General features: G+C 64.8%; 25 protein-coding genes and 2 tRNA genes. 12 read left to right on the top strand and 15 right to left on the bottom strand.

Annotated elements, in window-relative coordinates; all coding sequences use genetic code 11:
• Positions 1-52 precede the first annotated feature (52 nt).
• The 4 genes from PNO31109_RS18545 (at position 53) to pbpG (ending at position 4,396) form a co-directional block, all read left to right on the top strand.
• Complete coding sequence (locus PNO31109_RS18545; protein WP_150556929.1) at positions 53-1,066, top strand: histone deacetylase family protein; 1,014 nt, start codon at positions 53-55, stop codon at positions 1,064-1,066.
• Positions 1,063-2,100, top strand: coding sequence for a DMT family transporter (locus PNO31109_RS18540; RefSeq protein ID WP_174966461.1), 1,038 nt, complete (start codon positions 1,063-1,065; stop codon positions 2,098-2,100). Before PNO31109_RS18545 ends, PNO31109_RS18540 begins: the two co-directional genes overlap by 4 nt.
• Before the next feature lie 44 nt (positions 2,101-2,144).
• Positions 2,145-2,948, top strand: a complete 804-nt coding sequence (locus PNO31109_RS18535) for a nitroreductase (RefSeq protein ID WP_150556928.1) — start codon at positions 2,145-2,147, stop codon at positions 2,946-2,948.
• Between the two features lie 188 nt (positions 2,949-3,136).
• Positions 3,137-4,396 (top strand): D-alanyl-D-alanine endopeptidase, encoded by a 1,260-nt coding sequence (pbpG, locus tag PNO31109_RS18530; protein WP_150556927.1) that lies wholly within the window; start codon positions 3,137-3,139, stop codon positions 4,394-4,396.
• A gap of 136 nt (positions 4,397-4,532) precedes the next feature.
• Here pbpG and PNO31109_RS18525 read toward each other — a convergent pair whose 3' ends face one another.
• The gene (locus PNO31109_RS18525) at positions 4,533-5,360 is read right to left on the bottom strand and encodes an IclR family transcriptional regulator (protein WP_150556926.1); all 828 of its coding nucleotides are present in this window, start codon (positions 5,358-5,360) and stop codon (positions 4,533-4,535) included.
• 289 nt (positions 5,361-5,649) lie between these two features.
• Between PNO31109_RS18525 and PNO31109_RS18520 the strand changes: the two genes are divergently transcribed.
• From PNO31109_RS18520 to PNO31109_RS18510, 3 genes are all read left to right on the top strand, one after another.
• A complete protein-coding gene (locus PNO31109_RS18520) occupies positions 5,650-7,044 on the top strand; it encodes a hypothetical protein (protein WP_150556925.1) in 1,395 nt (464 codons plus the stop codon).
• 92 nt (positions 7,045-7,136) lie between these two features.
• Positions 7,137-7,862 carry a (Fe-S)-binding protein gene (locus PNO31109_RS18515; protein ID WP_150556924.1) on the top strand — a complete coding sequence of 242 codons (726 nt, stop codon included), beginning with the start codon at positions 7,137-7,139 and terminating at the stop codon, positions 7,860-7,862.
• 91 nt (positions 7,863-7,953) lie between these two features.
• On the top strand, positions 7,954-9,363 hold the full coding sequence (locus PNO31109_RS18510; protein WP_150556923.1) for a lactate utilization protein B: 1,410 nt from the start codon (positions 7,954-7,956) through the stop codon (positions 9,361-9,363).
• A gap of 141 nt (positions 9,364-9,504) precedes the next feature.
• Here PNO31109_RS18510 and PNO31109_RS18505 read toward each other — a convergent pair whose 3' ends face one another.
• The 7 genes from PNO31109_RS18505 to PNO31109_RS22005 all read right to left on the bottom strand — a co-directional run bounded on the left by PNO31109_RS18505 (position 9,505) and on the right by PNO31109_RS22005 (position 14,927).
• Entirely contained in the window at positions 9,505-10,164 is a 660-nt protein-coding gene (locus tag PNO31109_RS18505; protein WP_150556922.1) for an amino acid ABC transporter permease, read from the bottom strand.
• A 286-nt stretch (positions 10,165-10,450) separates the two neighbouring features.
• Positions 10,451-11,248 carry a cystine ABC transporter substrate-binding protein gene (locus PNO31109_RS18500; protein ID WP_244958204.1) on the bottom strand — a complete coding sequence of 266 codons (798 nt, stop codon included), beginning with the start codon at positions 11,246-11,248 and terminating at the stop codon, positions 10,451-10,453.
• 47 nt (positions 11,249-11,295) lie between these two features.
• A complete protein-coding gene (locus tag PNO31109_RS18495; RefSeq protein WP_150556920.1) occupies positions 11,296-12,324 on the bottom strand; it encodes a quinone-dependent dihydroorotate dehydrogenase in 1,029 nt (342 codons plus the stop codon).
• A gap of 192 nt (positions 12,325-12,516) precedes the next feature.
• The gene (locus PNO31109_RS18490; RefSeq protein WP_150556919.1) at positions 12,517-13,293 is read right to left on the bottom strand and encodes an arginyltransferase; all 777 of its coding nucleotides are present in this window, start codon (positions 13,291-13,293) and stop codon (positions 12,517-12,519) included.
• Positions 13,290-14,054: a leucyl/phenylalanyl-tRNA--protein transferase gene (gene aat, locus PNO31109_RS18485; RefSeq protein WP_150556918.1), complete on the bottom strand. Its 765-nt coding sequence runs from the start codon at positions 14,052-14,054 to the stop codon at positions 13,290-13,292. Before aat ends, PNO31109_RS18490 begins: the two co-directional genes overlap by 4 nt.
• Before the next feature lie 74 nt (positions 14,055-14,128).
• Complete coding sequence (locus tag PNO31109_RS18480; RefSeq protein ID WP_174966467.1) at positions 14,129-14,746, bottom strand: NUDIX hydrolase; 618 nt, start codon at positions 14,744-14,746, stop codon at positions 14,129-14,131.
• 34 nt (positions 14,747-14,780) lie between these two features.
• Positions 14,781-14,927, bottom strand: coding sequence for a hypothetical protein (locus PNO31109_RS22005; RefSeq protein ID WP_174966460.1), 147 nt, complete (start codon positions 14,925-14,927; stop codon positions 14,781-14,783).
• A gap of 18 nt (positions 14,928-14,945) precedes the next feature.
• Between PNO31109_RS22005 and PNO31109_RS18475 the strand changes: the two genes are divergently transcribed.
• Positions 14,946-15,022 (top strand) — tRNA-Met (locus tag PNO31109_RS18475).
• 201 nt (positions 15,023-15,223) lie between these two features.
• Here the strand turns inward: PNO31109_RS18475 and PNO31109_RS18470 are convergent.
• A complete protein-coding gene (locus PNO31109_RS18470) occupies positions 15,224-16,108 on the bottom strand; it encodes an EamA family transporter (RefSeq protein ID WP_150556916.1) in 885 nt (294 codons plus the stop codon).
• Between the two features lie 332 nt (positions 16,109-16,440).
• On the opposite strand from PNO31109_RS18470, the gene dusA reads away from it, so the two are divergent.
• Positions 16,441-17,469: a tRNA dihydrouridine(20/20a) synthase DusA gene (gene dusA, locus PNO31109_RS18460; protein WP_150556914.1), complete on the top strand. Its 1,029-nt coding sequence runs from the start codon at positions 16,441-16,443 to the stop codon at positions 17,467-17,469.
• A gap of 173 nt (positions 17,470-17,642) precedes the next feature.
• Positions 17,643-17,718, top strand: a tRNA-His gene (locus tag PNO31109_RS18455).
• 25 nt (positions 17,719-17,743) lie between these two features.
• Here PNO31109_RS18455 and PNO31109_RS18450 read toward each other — a convergent pair.
• Genes PNO31109_RS18450 through PNO31109_RS18425 form a run of 6 tightly spaced genes read right to left on the bottom strand, consistent with a single transcriptional unit; the run spans position 17,744 to position 21,169 of the window.
• Positions 17,744-18,949, bottom strand: coding sequence for a site-specific integrase (locus PNO31109_RS18450; RefSeq protein WP_015973963.1), 1,206 nt, complete (start codon positions 18,947-18,949; stop codon positions 17,744-17,746).
• Complete coding sequence (xisR, locus tag PNO31109_RS18445; RefSeq protein ID WP_015973962.1) at positions 18,925-19,134, bottom strand: excisionase family protein; 210 nt, start codon at positions 19,132-19,134, stop codon at positions 18,925-18,927. Before xisR ends, PNO31109_RS18450 begins: the two co-directional genes overlap by 25 nt.
• The gene (locus PNO31109_RS18440; RefSeq protein WP_015973961.1) at positions 19,127-19,354 is read right to left on the bottom strand and encodes a DUF3310 domain-containing protein; all 228 of its coding nucleotides are present in this window, start codon (positions 19,352-19,354) and stop codon (positions 19,127-19,129) included. Before PNO31109_RS18440 ends, xisR begins: the two co-directional genes overlap by 8 nt.
• Positions 19,351-20,745, bottom strand: coding sequence for an SNF2-related protein (locus PNO31109_RS18435; protein WP_150556913.1), 1,395 nt, complete (start codon positions 20,743-20,745; stop codon positions 19,351-19,353). The genes PNO31109_RS18440 and PNO31109_RS18435 overlap by 4 nt, the downstream gene beginning before the upstream one ends.
• A complete protein-coding gene (locus tag PNO31109_RS18430) occupies positions 20,742-20,948 on the bottom strand; it encodes a hypothetical protein (protein ID WP_232829762.1) in 207 nt (68 codons plus the stop codon). The genes PNO31109_RS18435 and PNO31109_RS18430 overlap by 4 nt, the downstream gene beginning before the upstream one ends.
• 14 nt (positions 20,949-20,962) lie before the next feature.
• Positions 20,963-21,169, bottom strand: a complete 207-nt coding sequence (locus tag PNO31109_RS18425) for a hypothetical protein (protein ID WP_150556912.1) — start codon at positions 21,167-21,169, stop codon at positions 20,963-20,965.
• 211 nt (positions 21,170-21,380) lie between these two features.
• Between PNO31109_RS18425 and PNO31109_RS18420 the strand changes: the two genes are divergently transcribed.
• Together PNO31109_RS18420 and PNO31109_RS18415 are read left to right on the top strand one after the other, a co-directional pair.
• A complete protein-coding gene (locus PNO31109_RS18420) occupies positions 21,381-22,367 on the top strand; it encodes an RNA-directed DNA polymerase (protein WP_150556911.1) in 987 nt (328 codons plus the stop codon).
• Complete coding sequence (locus PNO31109_RS18415; RefSeq protein ID WP_150556910.1) at positions 22,348-22,596, top strand: hypothetical protein; 249 nt, start codon at positions 22,348-22,350, stop codon at positions 22,594-22,596. The genes PNO31109_RS18420 and PNO31109_RS18415 overlap by 20 nt, the downstream gene beginning before the upstream one ends.
• Positions 22,597-22,603 lie beyond the last annotated feature (7 nt).

The following is a 22,603-nucleotide window of genomic DNA, read 5'->3' as shown; positions in this document are numbered from 1 at the left end:
CCCCGGTCCCTCTCTTTCCCTTGCCCGCGGCACTTGCCGGGCACTCGCGTCGATGCAAGCGTTCTACAGCGATCACTTCGTCCTGCCGTTGCCGCCCGGGCACCGGTTTCCCATGCAGAAATACGCCCGGTTGCGAGAGCGCGTGGCCGGCGAGTTGCCGCACGTCGCGTTGACCGAAGCGCTGCCGGCGGACGACGGGATGCTCGGACGCGTCCATGCGCACGACTACGTTGTGCGCGTGAGTACGGGAGCGTTGAATCCGAAAGAGCAGCGCGAGATCGGTTTTCCGTGGTCGCCGCAGATGGTTGAGCGCTCACGGCGCTCCGCCGGCGCGACGCTCGCCGCTTGCCGGGCTGCGCTCGCGCAGGGCGTGGCCGTCAATCTCGCGGGCGGTACGCATCACGCTTACGCCGACCGGGGCGAAGGGTTTTGCGTGTTCAACGATGCGGCCGTCGCCGCGCGCGCGGTACAGGCCGACCTTGGCGCCGGCACGCGGGTCGCGATCATTGACCTGGATGTGCATCAGGGCAACGGCACGGCCGCCATCTTCGAGCATGACCCGAGCGTGTTTACGTTGTCGTTGCACGGCGAACACAACTATCCGTTCCGCAAGGCGCGTAGCGATCTGGACGTGGCGTTGCCCGACGGATGCGGCGATGACGACTATCTGGTCGCGCTCGGACACGCGCTTACCGACTTGTTTGCGCAGTTCACGCCCACGCTCGCCATCTACCTCGCCGGTGCAGACCCGTTGGAGAACGATCGGCTCGGCCGCCTCGCGCTCACCCACGACGGCTTGCTCGCACGCGACCGCAGCGTGCTTACCGCCTGCGCCGAGCGGGGGGTGCCGGTTGCCATCGCCATGGCGGGCGGGTATGGACGCGACATCGAGCAAACGGTCGCGGCGCACTTTGCAACGGTTCGGCTGGCCAGCCAGTTCCATCGGTCCGGCCGCCGGTTCCATCGCCCGCCGTCGGCGCAGCCGACGAGTTCGCCGCCGCCGTCGACCATGTCGGGTCCCGCCCGACCGGCCCATTCCACCCAACAGGGGGACGTATTCGTATGAGCGACCGTCCGACGACGTCGGCGAGCGCTTCGCGCGGCGCGGGCGGCATGGCCACGTGGAGCGCCACCATGCCCTGGTGGTTCGTGCTCATCTGGAGCACAGGGTTCATCGTGGCGAAGTACGGCATGCCGAACGCCGAACCGCTGACGTTTCTCGCGCTGCGCTTCGGCGGCACGCTGCTCGTCATGCTGCCGGTGGCGCTGCTCACCGGCACACCGTGGCCGACACGGCAGACGCAACAGGTGCGACAGGTGCGACAGGTGCGACAGGCGCGACAAATGGGGCCGGCCGCGCCGGGACCGGGCGCCGCGACCCCGCGGACGCGGGCCGACTGGCCGCTCTATGCGCATCTTGCCGTATCCGGCATTCTTATCCAGGCGGTTTATCTCGGCGGTGTGTGGGCGGCCATCAAACAAGGGGTGCCGGCGGGGCTGGCGGCGCTCATCGTCGGCATCCAGCCATTGCTGACGGCGCTCTTCGCGCGCGTGGTCGGAGAGCCGGTGTCGCGTCGTCAATGGCTTGGGTTGCTGTGCGGCTTCGCGGGGGTGGGGTTGGTCGTTGCCAACAAGGTCGGCGTGCGCGGCGTAGACGCCACGGGCGTCGCGCTGTGCGCGCTCAGTCTATTCGCGATCACCTCGGGCACGCTCTATCAGAAGCGCTTCTGCGCGCATTTCGATTTGCGTGTCGGCACGCTGGTGCAGTTCGGCGCGGCGTTCGCCGTGACGTTGCCGGCGGCTTGGGCCCTGGAGACCATGCAAGTGCGCTGGAATGCCGAAATGATCGGTGCGCTCGCATGGTCGGTTCTGGCGCTGTCGATCGGCGCAATCTCGTTGCTGTTTCTGCTGATCCGGCATGGCGCGGCCACCAAGGTCTCCAGTCTCATGTATCTGACGCCGCCGACGACGGCCGTCATGGCCTGGCTGTTGTTCGGTGAAACCTTGTCCCCATTGAGCGCGGCCGGCATGGTGGTCGCCGCGCTTGGCGTGGCGCTCGTGATCGAGCGGCGCACGGTGCCGGCCGCACCCGCGTCCTGACGCGGCGCCAGGCGCCGTTCCATCTTTGTCGTAAGCGAGATCCCATGAAGCATTCGCATCCGAGCGCGCACGCCGCGCAGCCGTTGTCCGAGGAGCAGAATCCGGTCGAAGCCGCGAGCCCCGGGGAAAGTCCGCATCTGGCCGCTGTCAACGGCAACCCCGACCTGCGCGTGGAATATGTGGACGAGGCAATCCGCAGCCGTCGCTCGATTCGCGCTTACCTGCCAACGCCGGTGCCGCAAGACACCGTCGCAGAGATTCTTTCGGTGGCTTCGCGCGCGCCGTCAGGCAGCAACATCCAGCCGTGGCAGACCTATGTGCTGACCGGCGACGCACTGCACCGTCTGACGTCGCGACTGCTCGACGCCTTCAACGACCCGGCGCAACGTCTGATGCATCAGGAGGAGTACGCCTACTATCCGCGCGAGTGGACCGAGCCTTATCAGGCGCGGCGCCGCAAGGTGGGTTGGGACTTGTACGGGTTGCTGGGCATCGGTCGCGCGGACAAGGACCGCATGCATGGGCAACATGCGCGCAACTTCCGGTTCTTCGACGCGCCGGTCGGCATGATCTTCACGATCGACCGGCATCTCGAGCTGGGCAGTTGGCTGGACTACGGCATGTTCCTGCAAAGCGTCATGGTGGCGGCGCGGGCACGCGGGCTCGATACGTGCCCGCAGGCGGCATTCGCGACGTTCCATCGGATCATTGCCGAGCAGCTGCACCTGCCGGAAGCGCGGATGGTGGTCTGCGGTATGGCGCTGGGTTACGCGGACCCTGACGCGGTGGAAAACCGACTCGTCACCGAGCGCGCGCCCCTGCAGGAATGGGCGCACTTCTTGAACTGACGGATCTCGGTGAGTTGGCGTTATTTTGCAAAATTTGGCGGATGTGCATTTTCAGGCGTTGCGTTGCACAAAACTGCCAGATGCCAGTTTAAGTATTTCAGCTAAGTCATTCATATTGCTTATTTTTTCGGAAGTTACTAAACTTCTCCCAAACTCGTTGCCCGCCAACCTTACGCTACCCCCAATCTATGTACGCGATCACCGCCCTTGCGCGTCTGTGCCGCTCCCGCCTCTGGGGTGCTGCCGTCGTGGCGATTTCGCTCGCCGCCGGCACCCCGGCCATCGTCCACGCTGCCGGTAAAGCGAGCGAATGCTCGCCGAAGACGGCCAAGACGGCAGCCCAGAAGCGCGCGTGCGCCAACACCCAATCCGCTTCCGCGTCGAAGGCGGGCGCCAAACGCGCCGTCGCGACCACGGCGTCTCGCGAGACGCGCGGCGCGAAGGCCGGTACCAAGGTCCGCAAGCTTGCCGCCGTCGACGACGATGGACCTGCCGCCAAGCGCGTTGCCGTCAAACGCGTCGTCTACAAGAACGGCAAGCGCCGTGTCGTGACGTCGTATCGCACCGTCAATTTCGCGCCGCAGGCGCCGGAGCGTCTGTCGACCGGCCGCGCGTTCGGTCTGCATGAAACGCCGGACGCGCTCGCGCTGCGCTCGTCGGTGGCCTATGTGGTGGACGAGCGCACCGGCGAGTCACTGTTCGACAAGAACTCGCAAGCGGTGCTGCCGATCGCCTCGATCTCGAAGTTGATGACCGCCATGGTCGCCCTCGATGCCGGCATTCCGATGACGGACATGATGGAAGTCACCGACGAGGATCGCGATTACGAGAAGGGCACGGGTTCGCGCCTGTCGGTGGGCTCGCGTCTGTCGCGCGAGGACATGCTGCACATCGCGCTGATGTCGTCGGAGAATCGCGCGGCTGCCGCGCTTTCGCGCTACTTCCCGGGCGGCCGTCCGGCGTTCGTCGCGGCGATGAACCGCAAGGCCAAGCTGCTCGGCATGAACGACACGCACTTCAACGACCCGACGGGCCTGTCGAGCCAGAACGTGTCGAGCGCGCGTGACCTCGTGAAGATGGTCAAGGCGGCTTATCAATACCCGCTGATTCGTCGTTTCTCGACGGACAGCAATTACGACGTCAACACGGGACGCCGGGAACTGCATTATGTGAGCACGAATCACCTGATCGGTCACCCGGGCTGGGAAATCGGTCTGCAGAAGACGGGCTACATCAACGAAGCCGGGCAGTGTCTGGTGATGCAGGCCAACGTCGACGGCCGCCCGGTGATCATGATTCTGCTGGATTCGACCGGCAAGTATTCGCGCTTCGCCGACGCCACGCGCGTTCGCAAGTGGTTGCTCGAAGGCGGCGGTGCGACGCCGCAACGCACGGCCGGCACGGCGCCCACCGCGCAGGTGGCCACCAACAGCGAGCACGCGCTGTAGTAATCGGACTCATCGTCCCGGGCGCCGACAGGCACCGCGTACACCGCGCGCGCAGTAAAAGCAAAGGCGCTCCCGAGGGAGCGCCTTTCGTTTTGTGCGGTTCTGCGCGCCGCGTATCGCTATCGCTGGCGCTGGCTTACTCGGTGGTCGCGGCCTGAGGCGTTGCGCCGCCCGCGTCGGGATTCGGCGGCTGGAAGCCGAGCGACGCCGAAATCTGCAGCGCCGTCTCGTTCAGGTTCGCAAGCCATGCGTCCTGCAGACGGTCCGCCGGTGCCGACAACGACAATCCCGCCACGAGCTTGCCGCTGTCGTCGTAGATCCCCGCAGCGATGCAACGCACACCCAACTCCAGTTCCTCGTTGTCGCGCGCGTAGCCCGACTTGCGCACATGGCTCAGCTCGCGCTCGAGCTTTTGCAAATCGGTGATGCTGTTGCGCGTATGACCGGACAGCCCGGTGCGCGTGGCGTATGCCCGCACGCGTGCCGCCTCGTCCGCGGCGAGGAACAGCTTGCCGACGGATGTCAGATGCAACGGTGCGTGGCCGCCGATGGCGCGCACGACCTGCATGCCCGAGCGCTCGCTGTAGGCGCGCTCGATATACACGATTTCGTCGCCCTGGCGTACCGACAGATTGACTGTCTGACCGGTGATGCGGTGCAGCCCGCGCATGGGGGTGAGCGCCGCGTCGCGCACCGACAGACGCGCCTTGACGAGGTTGCCGAGCTCTAGCAGGCGCATGCCCAGCCGATACGTGCCGGGATCGCAACGGTCGACGAAGCGGCACGCCACCATGTCGTTCAGGATGCGGTGGGCAGTGGACGGGTGAAGTTCGGTAGCTTGCGCCAGATCCTTGAGGCTGACCGGATCGGCATGCGCGGCGAGGGCATCGAGCAGACGCATCATGCGCTCGATTACCTGAATGGACGTGCGCGACTCCGCGCCTTGACTGCTTTCGTCTTTCATGAGGTAGGGCCGAGTTTCGTATAGGGATGATTCTATATCATATTGTGAAAAATTCGCAGGGCTTGGCGTAGAAGAATCCTGCGAAAAACGCAGTTGCGACGCCCGGTTGCCGCATGCTGCGTGTCCCCATCGCCGACCTCCTGCCCCTGCGTGACGGGTTGCGTCGATGCCGTGACAGGAATCCAAAGTGCGCCGTCGATCGCGTCGTTAGCATGACCCTCTTTTCCGTAACGGTGTCGGGCCCCGTCGGCGTGCGCGGGGCGCCCGGCATCAAAAAGGAGATGGACGGATGCACAACGAATACATGGGATACCTGGGCTACCCGGATTGGCCGATGGACATGAATCCGTGGGTCGCGCCGGCAGGGGTCTATGAGAAGGGCGCTTCCATCGCGGAGAAGCGGGCCGAGATCGCCGCACAGCTCAAGCACCTTCGGAACACGTGCAAGGCGCTGAATCTGAGCACGTACTCCATCGAAAGGCTCACGGCGAGATTCGAAAAGTCGTTCGACAAGGCGACTGCCGGCTACTGGCGCGGCGGCCTTCGCGACCCGTTTTGGCGCTGTCTTGCGACGCCCGGCCGGCCCGGCGTCTTCTGTTCGATGGTCGGCGATCAACTGGACGAGCAATGCGCCGAGTTGCTTACGCCCTCCGCGCGCCGATTCCTGAAAGTACTGACGGCATTCGGCGAAGCGCTGGAGTACGAACGCGAGATGCTGGCGCGCTATGAGACGGTGCTCAAGGGCGCCCGCGCGTTATCGCGCGACGAACCGTATGTGAGTCCGGAAGGAAGATGGCAGACGCTCGATCGGGCCAAGCGCCGATGCATGACGCTGCGCGACGAGACGGCGCCTTTGCTCGAGCAGATGCGGCGAACGATCGATCGGGCGTTCGAGAGCGTCCGGCCGGACAAGAAGCGCCATGGCACGCGCGAGGCGATCACCGGCGGCGTTTATGCAGTCGCCGCGGTGGTGGCTGCCGTTGCGTTGCTGGTAGCGTCGGCGGCGGTGGCGATCGTGGGTTTTGCCGTCACCGTGCTGATTCGGTGCGTAAGCCTGGGAAGTATCCGGGGATTCGACCGAGAAAAGGGGTGGAAGGCCGTAGAGGACCTTCTGAATCACACCAAGGAGTTCATCAACAGCGAGGAGCACAGCATGTACTCGAACATCCACAGCATTGCCACATGGGAGCAGGCCGAGCAGCAGTCGCTGGCCTGGCAGCAGGGGCAGGAGGCCCTGAGGCTGGCTCGGGAGAGCCGCAGTCAGGGCGAGAAAACGCTGGAACTGGTGCACGCGCTCCAGGCCCAGGTGCAGGCGACGGCGGACTCGGTGAGTGCGCTCGATGCGCGTATGTCGGCGCGCATGTCGAACCTGGAGGAGAAGACCGACGACATGGCGGTCGACCTGAAGCGCGTGCTGAACCTGCTGTCGCTCGAGGCCACCTCGCGCACGTGGGCGCGGCCAAGCTCGCGCGGGGCACGGGCCGATGCCGAGGCAGGGGCGGCGGCCGAGAGCGGGGCCGAGGTCAAGGCGGGGGGCCAAGCAGGCAAGCAAGAGGCCAAGCAGGAGGCCGGGGCGGAGGCGGCCGCCGCCGGCGTCCCCGAACAGGCGCGCCGCGCACCCATGGAGCGGGCCGAATCGTTGGAGACTTACCGGCATCCCCGCAGGGGAACGCTGCTGCCGTAACGGATCGTCCACGCGCTCCGGGAATCCACGCTGGGCCAGTACGGCCCAGCGACTTATAATGGCCCATTATTCCCGAAAAGAGGATTTCCCCAATGCGCGTCGGACTCTTTGTCACGTGTCTGATCGACCTGATGCGTCCGGAGATCGGTTTCTCGACGCTCAAGCTGCTGGAGACGGCCGGCTGTGAGGTTGTGATTCCCGATTCACAAACCTGTTGCGGGCAGCCGGGTTACAACTCCGGCGAACGGGCCATTGCCCGCGATCTCGCCCAGAAATTTCTCGATGAATTCGAATCGTTCGACTATGTCGTCGTGCCGTCGGGTTCGTGCGGCGGCATGGTCAAGGCGCACTATGGCGACCTCTTCGCCGACGATCCCGAACTCATGGGCCGCTACGAGCGTTTGCGTCCGCGCGTGTACGAACTCACCGACTTCCTCGTCAACGTGCTGCACGTGCAGGCGGTGCCGGGTGACTACAACGGCGAGGTGACGTACCACGATTCATGCTCAGGCCTGCGCGAGCTTGGCGTCAAGTCGCAGCCGCGAGCGCTGCTCGCGAAGATGCCCGGCGTGAAGCTGACCGAGATGAAGGACTGCCAGGCGTGCTGCGGCTTCGGCGGCACTTTCTCGCTCAAGTACGGCGACATCTCGACGGCCATCGTCGACGAGAAATGCGCCAATATCGGCGCGAGCGGTGCGCCTGCCGTCGTGCTGGGCGACCTGGGCTGCATGCTCAACATCGAAGGGCGTCTGCGCCGCACCGGCGACACGAAAACGCGCGTGCTGCATATCGCGCAGGTGCTCGCCGGCGATGCCTGATCTCGCGGCCATCTTCCCGCTCAACACGTCCGTGCGCGCCACGCCGCCTGCTGCGGCGCGCGCCGGGCGCCATCACCTCACGTGAGTCGCGATGCAAGTTCAATCGATGCAATTCAAGGCGCGCGCCGGGCAGAAGCTTGCCGACCAGCGCCTGCAGGCCAACCTCAAGAAGCTCTCGACCAAGTTCGTGACCGCACGCGCGCTCGCCATGGACGAGATCGATTTCGAGGCGACGCGCGAGGCGCTCAAGGCGCGGCGCAATCGCGGCCTCGAGACCCTCGACGTCTGGCTGGAGATCTTCGAGCGCGAGGCCACGCGTCGCGGCGCGACAGTACTGTTCGCGGAGTCGACGCAGGACGCCGCACGCCTGATCGCGGAGATCGCACGCAAGCACGACGTCAAGAAAGTCATCAAGTCGAAGTCGATGGTCACCGAGGAGCTGCAGCTCAACAAGGTGCTCGCCGACATGGGCGTGCAGTCGGTCGAGACGGATCTGGGCGAGTACATCCTGCAGATCAACGATAACGAGCCGCCCTCGCACATCATTGCGCCGGTCGTGCACAAGGACAAGGACGAGGTCGCCGACCTGTTTGCGCGCGTGCACCAAAAGCCGCGTCTCGACGAGATTCCCGCCATGACGCGCGAGGCGCGCGAGATGCTGCGCCCGCAGTTTCTGTCGGCCGACATGGGCGTGACAGGCGGTAACTTCCTCGTGGCCGAGACCGGTTCGGTGGCGGTGGTGACCAACGAGGGCAACGAAGGCATGTGTACGATCATGCCGCGCGTACACGTGGCGGTGACGGGCATCGAGAAGGTGCTGCCCACGCTGGAGGATCTCGCGACGGCCATGCGCTTGCTGCCGCGCTCGGCGACCGGGCAGGGCACGTCGAACTACTTCTCGCTGCTCACCGGCACGCGTGCCGAGGGCGAGGTGGACGGCCCCGACCACATGTATTTCGTGCTGGTCGACGGCGGGCGCACCGGCCTGATCGGCGGCGCGTTCCAGGAGATGCTGCGCTGCATTCGCTGCGGCGCGTGCATGAATCACTGCCCGGTGTATCAGAAGATCGGTGGCCACGCGTATGGCTGGGTATATCCGGGGCCGATGGGCTCGGTGCTCACGCCGAGCTACGTCGGGCTGGAAAAGACGCTCGATCTGCCCCAGGCGGCCACGATGTGCGGCGAATGCAACCGCGTCTGCCCGGTGGGTATCCCGATTTCGGACCTGCTGCGCAAGCTGCGCGAGCGTCAGGTCGACCGCGGGCTGCGCCCGTGGCAGGAGCGGGCGGCCCTGGCGGCGTGGGCGTTTGCGGCGCGGCGCCCGCGTCTCTACTCGGCGCTCTCCGGGCTTGGCACGCGCGTGCTCAAGTGGATGGGGCGCGAGCGAGGCAGTATCTCGAAGCTGCCTTTCGGCGGCGGTTGGACCGACACGCGCGAGATGCCGGCCCCGAGCGGCAAGACGTTCCGCGCCATGTATCGCGAGCGTCGCGCGCCGCGCTGAGCGTCGGGATCGCGATGGGCGCTCGTCCTGGGCGCGCGCGTATTGCCGGCGTTCCGGCGTTCCGGTGTTCCGGCGTTGTATCGGCAGAAGCCGGCCCGTGACGCGGAGCCGGCTTTTTTCATGGCGGCGCCGCGCCGGCGCTCAACTTCTTGCCGGCAGCGCGAGGCGTTTCTCGATGCGCCGCTGCAGCGCGGACAGGCCCGTGGAGAGCACCCAGTAGATGGCTGCGCACGCGAGATAAAGCGGCAGCGGCTGATACGTCGAAGCAATGACTTCCTGCGCCGAGCGCAGCAGTTCGGTGACGGTGATTACCGACACGAGCGACGTGTCCTTGATCAGGCTGATGAGACTGTTGCCAAGGCTCGGCACGGCAATGCGCAACGCTTGCGGCGCGATGACGTAGCGCAGCGTTTGCCAGTACGACAGCCCGAGACTGTACGAGGCGAGCCATTGGCCGCGCGGCATGCCCTCGAGCGCGCCGCGCATGCTCTCGGACAGATACGCGCCGACGTTCAGGCTCAACGTGAGCACGCCGGCGGGCGTCGGCTCGAGCGAGATGCCGATGCCGGGCAAGCCGTAATACACCACGAAAATCTGCACGAGCAGCGGCGTGCCGCGCATGACGCTCACATAGGCGCGGGCCACGGCGCGCAGCACGCGGATCTTGCCGATGCCCATGATCGCCACGACGATGCCGATCGCCAGGCCGAATACCATCGACATCAAGGCAAACTTGATCGTGAGCACGGTGCCTTGCAGAAGCACCGGCATGGATTGGGCGGCGAGTTCGATTGGATTCATGAGGACTGTCAGTGTTTGGCGATGAGGCAAGGGGCGGCGACCACGCCTGACGGCCTGACGTCGTGCGTCTCGTCAGCCGGCGCCGGCGCAGCCGTCATCGTACGTCATTCGCGGTGAAGCGGACGCGCCGGCAGCTTGTGCAATCTCCCGTTAATGTCCCGTTTGCGAGATGCCGCAAACGCGACGGCCGGCACCCGCGTCGTGCGCCTGGTGCCGGCCGTCGGGCCTGGAGGGATAGCGTTGCGTTGCCGGATCGGCCGAGCCGTGCCGGGTCGTGTCGACTCGATTAGCGGGCAGGCTTCGACGTGTCTTCGCCGAACCACTTCTGCGAGAGCCTGGCGAGCGAGCCGTCCTGCTTCATCTTCGTGAGGGCGTCGTCGATGGCCTTGGCGAATTCGGGGTTGCCCTTGCGGAACGGGATGCCGACCGATTCGTTGGCGCCTTGGAGTACCGCGCCCGGGCGCAGCGGCAGATTCGACGTCTTGATGAGGTAGGCCAGCATCAGGCGATCGTTGAGCGCGGCATCGATCCGTTGCGCGGCCAGGTCGCGCAGATACTCCGGCGCACCGGGATACGTGCGCACGTCGATGCCCGGCACCGACTTGGCGAGCGTGTTGTAGTTGCTGCCGAGACTCACGCCGAGCTTCTTGCCCTTGAGGTCTTCGAGCGATTTGAACTCGCGCGTGTCGTCCTTGCGCTGAATGAGCTGGGCCGCCGAGTAGACGTAGGGCTGGCTGAAGTCCACCGACTTCCTGCGCTCGTCGGTGATCGCCACCTGATTGACGATGACGTCGAACTTGCCGGCCACCAGCCCGCCGATGATGCCGCTCCACTCGGTGGTCACGAACACGGGCTTCACGCCCAGACGTTCGGCGACCGCCTTGGCCACGTCGACGTCGAAGCCGTCGAGCTGGCCGTCGGCGCCGCGATAGTTGAACGGGGGATAGGTGCCTTCGATGCCGATCTTGAGCACGCCCGCGGACTTGACCGTGCTCAGCAGGTCGGCGGCGCGCGCCGGCGAGGTGGTCACGAGCGCGGCGGCAGCCAGCGGGACGAGGCACAACGTCTTGAGCCAGTGTTTCATGGTGAGGGTGTCTCCCTGGGGAATGAGGGGCGCGTGACGTGCGGCGCTCAGGCCGTGCGCAACGCTTGCACGCATTCTCGCACCAGCTCGGGTCCGCGGTAAATCAGGCCGCTGTAGACCTGTACCAGACTGGCGCCGGCGTCGAGCTTGGCCTGGGCTTGCGCGCCGCTCAGGATGCCGCCCACCCCGATGATCGGCAGCGCCCCGCCCAGTTCGGCGGCAAGCGCGCGGATCACGCGATTGGACGCCTCGAACACCGGACGCCCCGACAGACCGCCCGTCTCGTTCGCATAGGGCAGCCCCGCCACCGCCTCGCGAGAGAGCGTCGTGTTGGTGGCGATGACGCCGTCGAAGCCGTGGCGTGTGAGCGTGCCCGCGATGACCTTGATCTGTTCGTCGTCGAGATCCGGGGCGATCTTCAGTGCGATCGGCACATATTTGCCGTGGCGATCGGACAGCGCACGTTGCTTGTCCTTGAGCTTGCCGAGCAGCGCGTCGAGTTCGTCGCCGCCCTGGAGTTGGCGCAGGTTCTTCGTGTTGGGCGACGAGATGTTCACCGTCACGTATGTTGCGTATGGATATACCTTCTCGAGGCAGATGAGGTAATCGTCGACGGCGCGCTCGATCGGAGTGTCGGCGTTCTTGCCGATGTTCAGGCCGAGCGGTCCCTTATAGCGGGCCGACTGCACGTTCTGAAGGAATTGCTCCACGCCGCCGTTGTTGAAGCCCATGCGGTTGATGATCGCTTCGGCCTGCGGCAGACGGAAGATGCGCGGCTTCGGGTTGCCCGGCTGGGGCCGCGGCGTGACGGTGCCCACTTCGACGAAGCCGAAGCCGAGGGCGGCGAGGCCGTCGATGCAACTGCCGTCCTTGTCCAGGCCGGCGGCCAGGCCGACCGGGTTCGGAAAACGAATGCCCATGACCGTGCGCGGATCTTCGGGGAGCGTCTGGCCGGCGAGTCCGGCCAAGCCGAGCGAGGCGGCGCCGCGTAGCGTGGCCAACGTCAGATGGTGAGCCTGTTCGGCGTCGAGACAGAACAGGGCGCGACGGGCCAAAGGATAGAGAGGCGCAAGCACGATGTCAGGTTCGGCGGAATCGGAAAGTCGCCATTTTACCGGGATACGGGTCGCAGAGCGCATCTTTTTCTACGCTCTGCGTACTTCTTTTCCCCATAACTTCAGGCGTGCTATGAACGCGGTGCGCACTGCGGCACTGATGGCACCCATGGCACTGATGGTGCTTGGCGGCCCCGCCCGGCGCGGACGCGGTCAGCCGCCGGCCGCGTCGAGCAGGTGTTCGGGCATGTCCTGCCACTGGCCGTCGACCAGCCCTTGCAGCGGGCGGAAGTTCGCCTTGTAGACCATCTTGCGGCTCGCCTGAATCCAGTAGCCGAGGTAGACGTGCGGCAGCCCGAGGGCGCGCGCCTGTTCGATCTGCCAGAGAATGTTGTACGTGCCGTAGGACGCGCCTTCGACGTCCGGATCGAAGAATGTATACACCGACGACAGCCCGTCGCTCAGGATGTCGACCATGCTGATCATGCGCAGCGTGCCCGCACCCTGGTGGCCGGGCGGCTCGCGGAATTCGACCAGACGCGAGTTCACGCGGCTTTGCAGCAGGAACTGCTCGTATTGCTCGCGACTGTCATGGTCCATGCCGCCGCCGGCATGGCGGCGCGACTGGTAGCGCATGTACAACTGGTAGTGCTCTTCCGTGTAGTGCAGGCCGGAGACGTTGACCGCGAGCGTGGCGTGGCGTCGCCAGATGCGTCGCTGGGTGCGGTTGGCAGCGAAGCGCGCGACCGGCACGCGCACGGGGACGCAGGCGCGGCAGCCGTCGCAATACGGCCGGTAGGTGAAAACGCCGCTACGGCGAAAGCCGGCGCGAACCAGCTCGCTGTAGACGTCGGAGTTGATCAGGTGGCTGGGCGTGGCGACCTGCGAGCGCGCCGTGTGATTGTCGAGATAGCTGCAGGGGTAGGGCGCTGTTGCGTAGAACTGAAGGGCGGACAGCGGGGAGAGCGGCAGTTCGTTCGGATGGGTCACTGCGAAACCTCGTGAGCCTTGTCTGCTGCGTTACCGTAGGCCAGTGCGCCCAGAATCTGTTTGTCCAGACGCCAGACCGGTGCCGGTGCCATGACCGCCGTCTGCACGTGTGCGACAAACGCGTGGCGGGGAATTTCGCCGCCGCCGAGCGACGCCAGATGGGCAGTGCTTTGCTGGCAGTCTATCACCTCTATTGCGTATGTGCGTGCAAACGCGACGAGCGCCGCGAGGGCGATCTTCGAGGCGTCGTTGCGTCTGGCGAACATCGATTCGCCGTAGAACATGCGGCCGAGCGACACGCCGTACAGGCCGCCGACGCGCTCGCCTTCGTAGAACGTCTCCACGCTGTGCGCGAGGCCGGCGTCGTGCAGCGCGCGGTAAGCGCTCATGATGGCCGGGGTGATCCAGGTGCCGTCCTGACCGCGTCGCGGTGCTTCGGCGCACGCGCGCATGACGGCCGCGAAGTCGTCATCGAGACGGACTTCCCAGGCGTCCTCGCGCAGCACGCGGCGCAGCAGCTTGCGAAAGTTGTGGCTGACGACGAAGTTCTCGGGGCGCAGCACCATGCGCGGGTCGGGACTCCACCAGAGCACTGGCTGGCCCTGCGAATACCACGGGAAGATGCCGCGGCGGTAGGCGGCGAGCAGGCGTTGCGGCGAGAGATCGAGCCCCGCGGCGAGCAGGCCCGGGGCGTCGCTCGACGCATCGAGCGCCTCGTCGACCGGAGGGAAGGGATCGTTTGCTTCGAGCCAGACGACCATGACGACGTTAACCTGCGGAGCGAGCGAATCGGTGGACGGCGGCCGGACCTGTGCGCAATGGAGTGGCGGCGCGCTCAGACACGCAGCATCGGCGTGAGGATGTCTTCGGTGTGCGCGGTGTTGACCGGCAGGCCCGGCACCGGTGCACCCGGCAGCGCGGTGTCGTCGGCGACCGGTTCCAGATGCACGCCGAAAGCGCCGGCGCGGCGATCCTCGAAGAAAAAGCGCAGTGTCTTGGCCACGGTCGGGAAGGCGATGTCCTCCCAGGGAATGTCGTCTTCCGAGAACAGGGCGACCTCCAGGCTTTCCTCGCCGGCGGCAAATTGCGGCTCGCGCATTTGTGCCAGATAGAAGATATGGACCTGATTGACGTGCGGGACGTTGAGCAGCGAGAACAGGGCGCCGACTTCCACGACGGCGCCGGCTTCTTCGAGCGTCTCTCGCGCGGCGGCCTGCGCCGTCGTCTCCCCGATTTCCATGAAGCCCGCCGGCAGCGTCCAGTACCCCAGGCGCGGCTCGATCGCGCGCTTGCACAGCAGCACCTGATCGCCCCACACGGGCACCGTGCCGAGCACGTTGCGCGGGTTCTGATAGTGGATGGTGCCGCAATGGGTGCAGACATGCCGCTCGCGGTTGTCGCCGGGCGGAATGCGCAGCTCGACCGGATGGCCGCAGGCGGAGCAGAATTGGATGGGAGGACGTCGGTTCATGGTTGCTGCGAGTGTATCATCGGCGGCGCACGCTGTGCGGCGCGGCGGCCGACGTCGCGGGATAACCCGTGTTGCGGAGCAGCGCGCCGAGCGTGCCGCAGCCTTCGGCGGACGCAGCGGCGATATTCTGCCTTATTTGTTGCACTGCGATGGCAATTGTCATATAATCTCATTCTTCAGACGCGGGGTGGAGCAGTCTGGCAGCTCGTCGGGCTCATAACCCGAAGGTCACAGGTTCAAATCCTGTCCCCGCAACCAAATTCGAAAGCCTGATTTCCGCGCGAAATCAGGCTTTTTGCGTTCTGGCGTCGCCATGTGCCGATGTTGTCCGAACGCCAATCGTATGACGATGCCTGGTCAGACACTGCCATGTCAGGCATTTTGGGCGATGTCGCGCTGCGGGTGGTTCCGAACTCGACGGGCAGGGGAGGCCGTCCCCGCTCCTGCATATGCAGCTCGCTAGCGTGAAGACGGCATCAGACGCTGCTTGATTCTGGCGCCGAAGACGTTCACGGCGAGGCCGGACATGACAAGCACGGCGCCCGCGATCTGGGGCGCCGTGAGCTTTTCGTCGAGCAGCAGCGCGGCCGAAGCGAGGCCGATGATCGGTACGAGCAGCGAGAACGGTGCGACCTGACTGGCCGGATAGCGCGTCATCAGGCTCCCCCAGAGCGAGTAGCCGACGAGCGTGGCGACGAAGGCGAGGTACGCGATCGCAAACACCGAGGCCGCCGAGATGTGCGCGAGCGAATCCGCAATCTGCTGCGGTCCTTCGAACCCGTAGGACAGCAGGGCGAAGGGGATGGGCGGAACCAGGCTCGCCCACACCACGAGGCCGACCAGATCGACGTTGCCGATTTTCTTGGTGACGATGTTGCCGGTTGCCCAGCTCAGCGATGCGCACAGTGTGAGCACGAAGCCGAGCAGCGTCATGGCGCCGCCGCCCTGGGCACCGATGACCGCAAGGCCCGCTGCGGCGATCAGCAAGCCGGCGACGTTCTGCGCGCGAAAGCGCTCGCCGAGGCAGAGCACGGCAAGCCCGAGCGTGAAGAATGCTTGTGCCTGCAGCACGAGCGAAGCGAGGCCGGCGGGCATGCCCACGTACATCGCGGTAAACAACAGAGCGAATTGTCCGAAGGAAATCGTGGCGCCGTAGGCGATCAGCCATTTCCAGGGCACTTGCGGACGCCTGACGAAGAAGACGGCCGGAAAGGCAGCCAGCAGGAAACGCAGCGCGCCGAGCAGCATGGGCGGCACGCCATGCAGGCCGACCTTGATCACGACGAAGTTCACGCCCCAGGCGAGTACGACGACGAGTGCCTGTAACAGATCCTTCGGTGCCATGCGGCCTCTCCTTGCGCTGCGTTGTTCGTCAGCTTGTCGTTTGGGGAAAGGCGAAAGTGTACTCCTGGCGCGTGAACGTGTCGTGCGAAGAATCCACGCGCTCGCCGCATGGGGCCCCGTGCCGCTTCGTGCGCGCTTGGTCGTCCGATCGCCGTACCCGCCATACCCGCCGTACTCACCGTACTCGCCGTACTCGCCGTACTCGCCGTACTCGCCGTACTCGCCGCGCCGGGGCGGTACGGCGGGCGCATGACGTATACTTCGTGTTTCGTTTATCAAGAGACGTCGTCTTGCCGGCGCGGGGCGGCGTTTGCTGTTGCTGAGGAATTTGCATGAACCTGCCTGCCCGCCGCGTGAGCGTGGCGCCGATGATGGATTGGACGGATTCGCACTGCCGCGTTTTCCATCGTCAGATCTCGCGCCATACGTGGCTCTATACCGAGATGGTGACGACGGGAGCGCTGCTGCACGGCGACGTGGCGCGCCATCTCGATTTCGACGCCGTGGAGCATCCCGTGGCGTTGCAGTTGGGCGGCAGCGAACCGCAGGACCTGGCGCGCGCGGCAAAGCTCGGCGAGCAGTGGGGTTATGACGAGATCAACCTGAACTGCGGCTGCCCCTCCGAGCGGGTGCAGCGCGGCGCATTCGGTGCGTGCCTGATGGCCGAGCCGGAGTTGGTGGCCGACTGCGTGAAGGCAATGCGCGACGTGGTGCAGGTGCCAGTGACGGTGAAGCATCGGATCGGTATCGACGACGTGGAGTCGTTCTCGTTCGTGGAAGACTTCGTGGGCAAGATCGCGCAGGCCGGGTGTACCACGTTCATCGTGCACGCGCGCAATGCCATCCTCAAGGGCTTGAGCCCGAAGGAGAACCGCGAGATCCCGCCGCTCAAGTACGACTATGCGTATCGGTTGAAGCAGGCCTTCCCGCAACTGGAGATTCTGATCAACGGCGGCGTGAAGACGCTCGACGAAGTCGAGGCGCACTTGCGGCATGTCGATGGCGTGATGCTCGGTCGGGAGGCATACCACAACCCCTACGTGCTGGCGCAGGTCGATGCCCGTTTCTATGGCGACACGTCGCCGGTGAAGTCGCGCGAAGCCATCGAGGATGCGCTCATCGAATACGCGGCGGCGCAGGTGGAGAAGGGCCAATATCTGGGTGCGATCACGCGTCATGCGCTCGGCCTGTATCGGGGCGTGCCGGGCGCGCGCGGCTGGCGTCGCGTGTTGTCTGACCCGAAGCGGTTGAAGGCGGGGGTAGGCGCGTTCGACGAGGCGCGCGCGCAGTTGCGTGCGGGCGCGTTGTCGGCGCGTGAGGTCGAAGGTCTGACGGAGGCGACGTCGCTGACGGCGGCATGAGTGCACGAGGCGCGGCGAGCGTTCCCCGCGCGAGAAGGACGTGCCGCGCGTCGAACGCGCACCTGAGCCGAGAAATATTTTGAAGACGTGAAAAAAGTGCTTGGCAACGCGATAAAAACGTCGCTATAATCTTGCTTCTGTTCAGCAAGCAAGTCACGTTGCTGATCACGGCGGTGGCCGTAGCTCAGTTGGTAGAGTCCTGGATTGTGATTCCAGTCGTCGTGGGTTCGAGTCCCATCGGTCACCCCAAAGAATTTCCTTAAGGCTCAAGTACTTACGTGCTTGAGCCTTTTGCTTTGGGACGAATTTGGGGCAAATCCGCGCCTAGGGTTGCCTCGAAGCGAGCCATTTCCAGATCGTTCTGCGCGCCGTCCAACCACTTCGCGTAGGTGCGCAGAAACATTTCAATCGAGTGCCCAAGCTGCCGCGCGCAGAATGCCGGCGTCATCCCCGCCATCAGCATCATGGTGGCGTAGGTATGCCGCATGTTGTAGGGCCGGCGGTAGCGAATCCCCAGGCGCTTGAGGCACGGCGTCCAGTAGCTGCGCCGGAAGGCGCGCTCTTCCGTCCAGGGCGTGCCGTACCGGGGGTCGTGCCACACGTGCTCGCCGACCATCCGGGTGTGCTTGGCCTGCCGATTGAGCGCGGCCAGCGCGCGACTGTTGAGCAGCACGTCGCGGGCCACGTTGGTCTTAGTGCTGTCCTTCTGCTCGCCGCGCACCACCGCTTCGACAATCGCCAGTTTCGCGCTGAACAAGTCCACGTTGGGCCATCGCTGGCCGAATACCTCGGACGTGCGCGGGCCGCTGAAAAACCACGCCTCGACCATGTTATAGACCTGCTCGGGGTAGTGCTTCGCCATGTCGGCGATGATGGCCTCAGCCTCGGCGCGGGTGAACGGGTCAGGCGGGGGCTTTTGGTGTTTCTGCCGCGGTACCTCGCTGGCTGGGTTTTCCTTGATGATCTTGTCGGCCACGGCCAAGTCGAGCGCCTGGCGGATGACCGACACGTAGTTGTTCACCGTCTTGCCGGTCAGATCGGGCCGCTGCGCAATCGCCGTCAGCAGGTGGCTGGGCTTGAGCGCGCGCAGAGACAGCGAGCCGACCGTGGCCTGTATGGCTTTCGTTTCCCTATCGACGAGGGCCGCCGCGTTGTTCCAGAAGTTGACCGCGCTTTCGTAGCCTGCCTTGGTCGAATTCTCCACGCTCTGCGTGTCGAGCCACGTGTCGAGCCAGCCCTTCACCGTCAGCCCGCTGCCCGCGCCACTGGCCGGGAAATACTCGGCCATGCTGAACGTGCCGTGGCGTATTCGCTCGCGGATTTCCTGTGCGACCCGGCGCGCGTACTTCATGTTGGCGGCGGTAGGCGGCAAAGGCTTGCCGTCGATCATGAGCAGCGGCCGTTTGCGCTCGCCGTCGATGGTGAAGGACAGCCGTATCGCGCTGCCGTGAATTTCTACGCCGTCGCCTTTTCGACCCATTGCTGATACCCCTTGAGTGATATAAAAATTCCGCCGTCCGGCGAGCGCCGGTATTCCCGGCCCTCGACCCACTTCCCTTCCTCGATCTTGCGTCTGATGGCTTTTTCTGTCAGCCCTGTTATGACGGCCGCCAAAGGGATGGTGACATAGGGCGCCGCGGCCACGCGCACAACGGTTTCACTCATGGCCGCCCCCTTCAAGTTCGATCAGCAGGTCGATATAGTGGCGGGCTTTTTTCAAGTCCTCGACGCCGTTCTTCTTCCGCCACCGGCTCACGTACTTGATGACGTTGCCCTCGAAATAGCCGATGCCGTTCTTGTGGATGAATTCGACCGGCTGGATGGGCATATCCTTGTAGTGGCCGCCGCCTTCCTGATGGTCGAGTGCGTTGGTTTGCGTGGTCACGTTCTTCTCCTTTTCATGGCTTCCAGTAGCAGGTCTTGCACCTCGCGCTTGGACTCGCGGCGAGCCATGACCAATTCGTCCATCGTGTCGGTGGCGACAATGTGGTAGATGAACACCGGGCGGTCATGGCCGGCCTGCGCCTGGCGCGTCGGGCCGATACGTTCGATGATTTGCTGGTACTGTTCCAAGTCCCACCAGTGGCCGAAGAAAGCCAGGATGTTGCCGCCGTCTTGCAGGTTCAGCCCGTGGCCGGCGCTGGCCGGGTGGGCGAACAGCAGCGGGATTTTTCCTGCGTTCCAGTCGCGGATCGTCTGCGGGTTCTGGTCGAGCGCGCGGCCCTGGGGGAAGGCACGCTGTAGGCGCGCGAGGTCGGACTTGAAGTGGTACGCCACCAGCACCGGCATACCGGCCGCCTCGGCGACGATGGATTCAAGGGCCTGTAGCTTGACATCGTGGACATCGGCCCAGGAGGTCGCCGTGTCGTCGGTATAGATCGCGCCATTGGCGAGTTGCAGGCACTTGATGGTTTTGCTGGCGGCGTTGAATGCTTCTATCTCGGTGCCGCAGTCCAGCGCGAGAAACGCTTCGCGCTCCATGTCGCGGTACAGACGCCGGGCCTTGGCCGGCAGTTCGACGCGCACCACGTTGACGATGGGTTCGCTGATGTCGAAATAGTCGCGGGCGTCCAGCGACAGGCACAGATCGCGCAGCCTGTCCTCGATCTGTTGCTGGGCAAACGGCAACGGTTCGAGGCGCACGGCGTGGCGGTCACTGCCCACCTGAATGGACTGGAACCACCGCGACTTGAAGGCGCCGAAGCTGCGGCCTAGGCGCTCGCCCTTGTCCAGGAACCACGCCTGCCCCCACAAGTCCTGCAACCCGTTCGGGCTGGGCGTGCCGGTCAGTTCGATGAAGCGGTCAACCTTGGCATGTGCGACACGGCCCAGCGCGTGCGCGCGCTTGCCGCCCTGCTGCAACCGGAACGACTTTAGCTTCGTCGATTCGTCGGCTACTACCTTACGGAAAGGCCAGCGGTCGCCCAGGTGTTCGATCAACCACGGCAGGTTATCGTAGTTCGTGGTGAACACGTTGGCCGGGCGCTTTAGCGCGGCCCGGCGCTGCTCGGGCGTGCCGACCACTGCCGACACCTCGATGTTGCGCAGGTGCGCCCACTTCGTCGATTCGTCGGGCCATGTGCTCGCGGCCACGCGCAGCGGCGCCAGCACCAGCGAGGGGCCGGGTTCGACCAGTTCTAGGATGTCCAGCGCGGTGAGCGCGGAAACCGTCTTGCCCATGCCCATACCGGCCCACACCGCGTCGCGCGGCACGTCGAGCACGTGGTCGATGACAGGCTGCTGGTACTCGCGGGGGATGAAGGCGCGGCGGGTCATAGCTGCTCGTCCTTCCAGTGCTGCTCCATCCTGGTCAGCAGCACGTCAAGCGCCCGAGCCGCGCCCATGCCTTTCGACACGCGGCAACCACCGAATCGAAACCCCGGTGGGTACTCGACGAAATAGTGCGTTCTATCCTCGTGGAATCTCGCGCACATACAGTGTTCTTGCACACGCACGCGGGCATTTTCAACACGCAGCATATTGTCGCGGACCGTCATACCAACCCCCGCGCTGGATTCATGCGGCGCGCCAGATAGTCGGCCCGTGCCTTTGCGATGCTGAATCCGGCATCGCTCAATTCGTAGGCGCTGTCGCTGGTGGAATGCGTCACGCCAGACACGAAAACCGTGTAGCTATCTGATTTCTTGAGCACCCACACGCGGCCATTTTCGTAGGCGATGTCTTTCTCGCGGTAGGTCATGCCACCACCTCGAAGTCGTCGATAGGGTTGTCCCGTGGCTGCTTCTTGGTGTGGTGCCACTTCTTGCAGTGCGGACACTTATAGACATACAGCCGCACACCGCGCAGTTCCGCCAACCGCGCCGCATAAATTTCAGCGACGCGCCGGGTCACGTACACGGTTCGGCAAAACGTCGATTACTGAAAATGGAAAGACGAGGCCGACTTCTTCTATGGGAAAACGACACCGCAACCTCATCAACCAGATCACCACCTGGGAAAATCTGCTCGATGCGTACCACAAGACCTCGCACGGCAAACGCCGGACGTGGGGCTACTTGGAATTCAAGGAGTACGACTACGCCAACTTGCTGGCCTTGCAGGCAGAACTCAAGGATGGCACTTACGAGCGCGGCGCCTACCGTGAGTTCTTGGTCTATGAGCCGAAACCGCGCCTTATCTCTGCGCTCGACTTCAAGGACAGGCTGGCGCAGCACGCTATTTGCAACATCGTGGCGCCGATCTTCGAGGCCGGCTTGCTTCCGTACACCTATGCCTGCCGCCCTGACAAGGGTACGCACGCGGGCGTCTGCCACGTGCAGGCCGAATTGCGGCGCACGCGCGCCACGCACTTCTTGAAGTCGGATTTTTCCAAGTTCTTCCCCAGCATCGACCGCGCGGCACTGTACGCGATGATCGACAAGAAGATTCATTGCGCGGCCACGCGCCGCCTGCTGCGCGTGGTGCTACCCGACGAGGGCGTCGGCATCCCTATCGGTAGCCTCACCTCGCAACTGTTCGCCAACGTGTACGGCGGCGCGGTTGACCGGCTGCTGCACGATGAATTGAAGCAGCGTCATTGGGCGCGCTACATGGACGACATCGTGGTGCTGGGCGACGACCCCGAGGAATTGCGCGCCGTGTTCTATCGCCTGCGCGACTTCGCCAGCGAGCGCCTGGGCCTCAAGATCAGCCACTGGCAGGTGGCGCCCGTATCGCGGGGCATCAACTTCTTGGGTTATCGGATATGGCCCACCCACAAGCTGCTGCGCAAGTCCTCGGTCAAGCGGGCGAAGCGCAAGGTCGCCAATTTCATCAAGCACGGCGAGGATGAATCTCTGCAGCGGTTTCTCGCCTCGTGGTCGGGTCATGCGCAATGGGCCGACACCCACAACCTTTTCACCTGGATGGAGGAACAATATGGCATCGCCTGTCATTAACACCCGCGAGGACTTGGACGCCCTCGCCGGCACGCCGGCCCACGGCGAATTTCTCGACTACCTGCGCGGCAGCATCACGCGCAAACAGGACGCGCAGACCTACCCCGATGGGTACGGCACGCCCGACTACGAAGGGCCGACCCTCGACCCCGTGTGGCAGGACGTGGAGGACTTGAGCACCATCGAGCGGTTCGGCTTTACCAAGGCCGAACTGCTGGGCGGCGAATAAGGGGGCG

Source organism: Pandoraea nosoerga, from assembly GCF_902459585.1.
Classification (GTDB): Bacteria; Pseudomonadota; Gammaproteobacteria; order Burkholderiales; family Burkholderiaceae; genus Pandoraea; species Pandoraea nosoerga.
The sequence above is the reverse complement of the archived record's forward strand: the minus strand, read 5'-3'. Positions and strand labels throughout refer to the sequence as shown.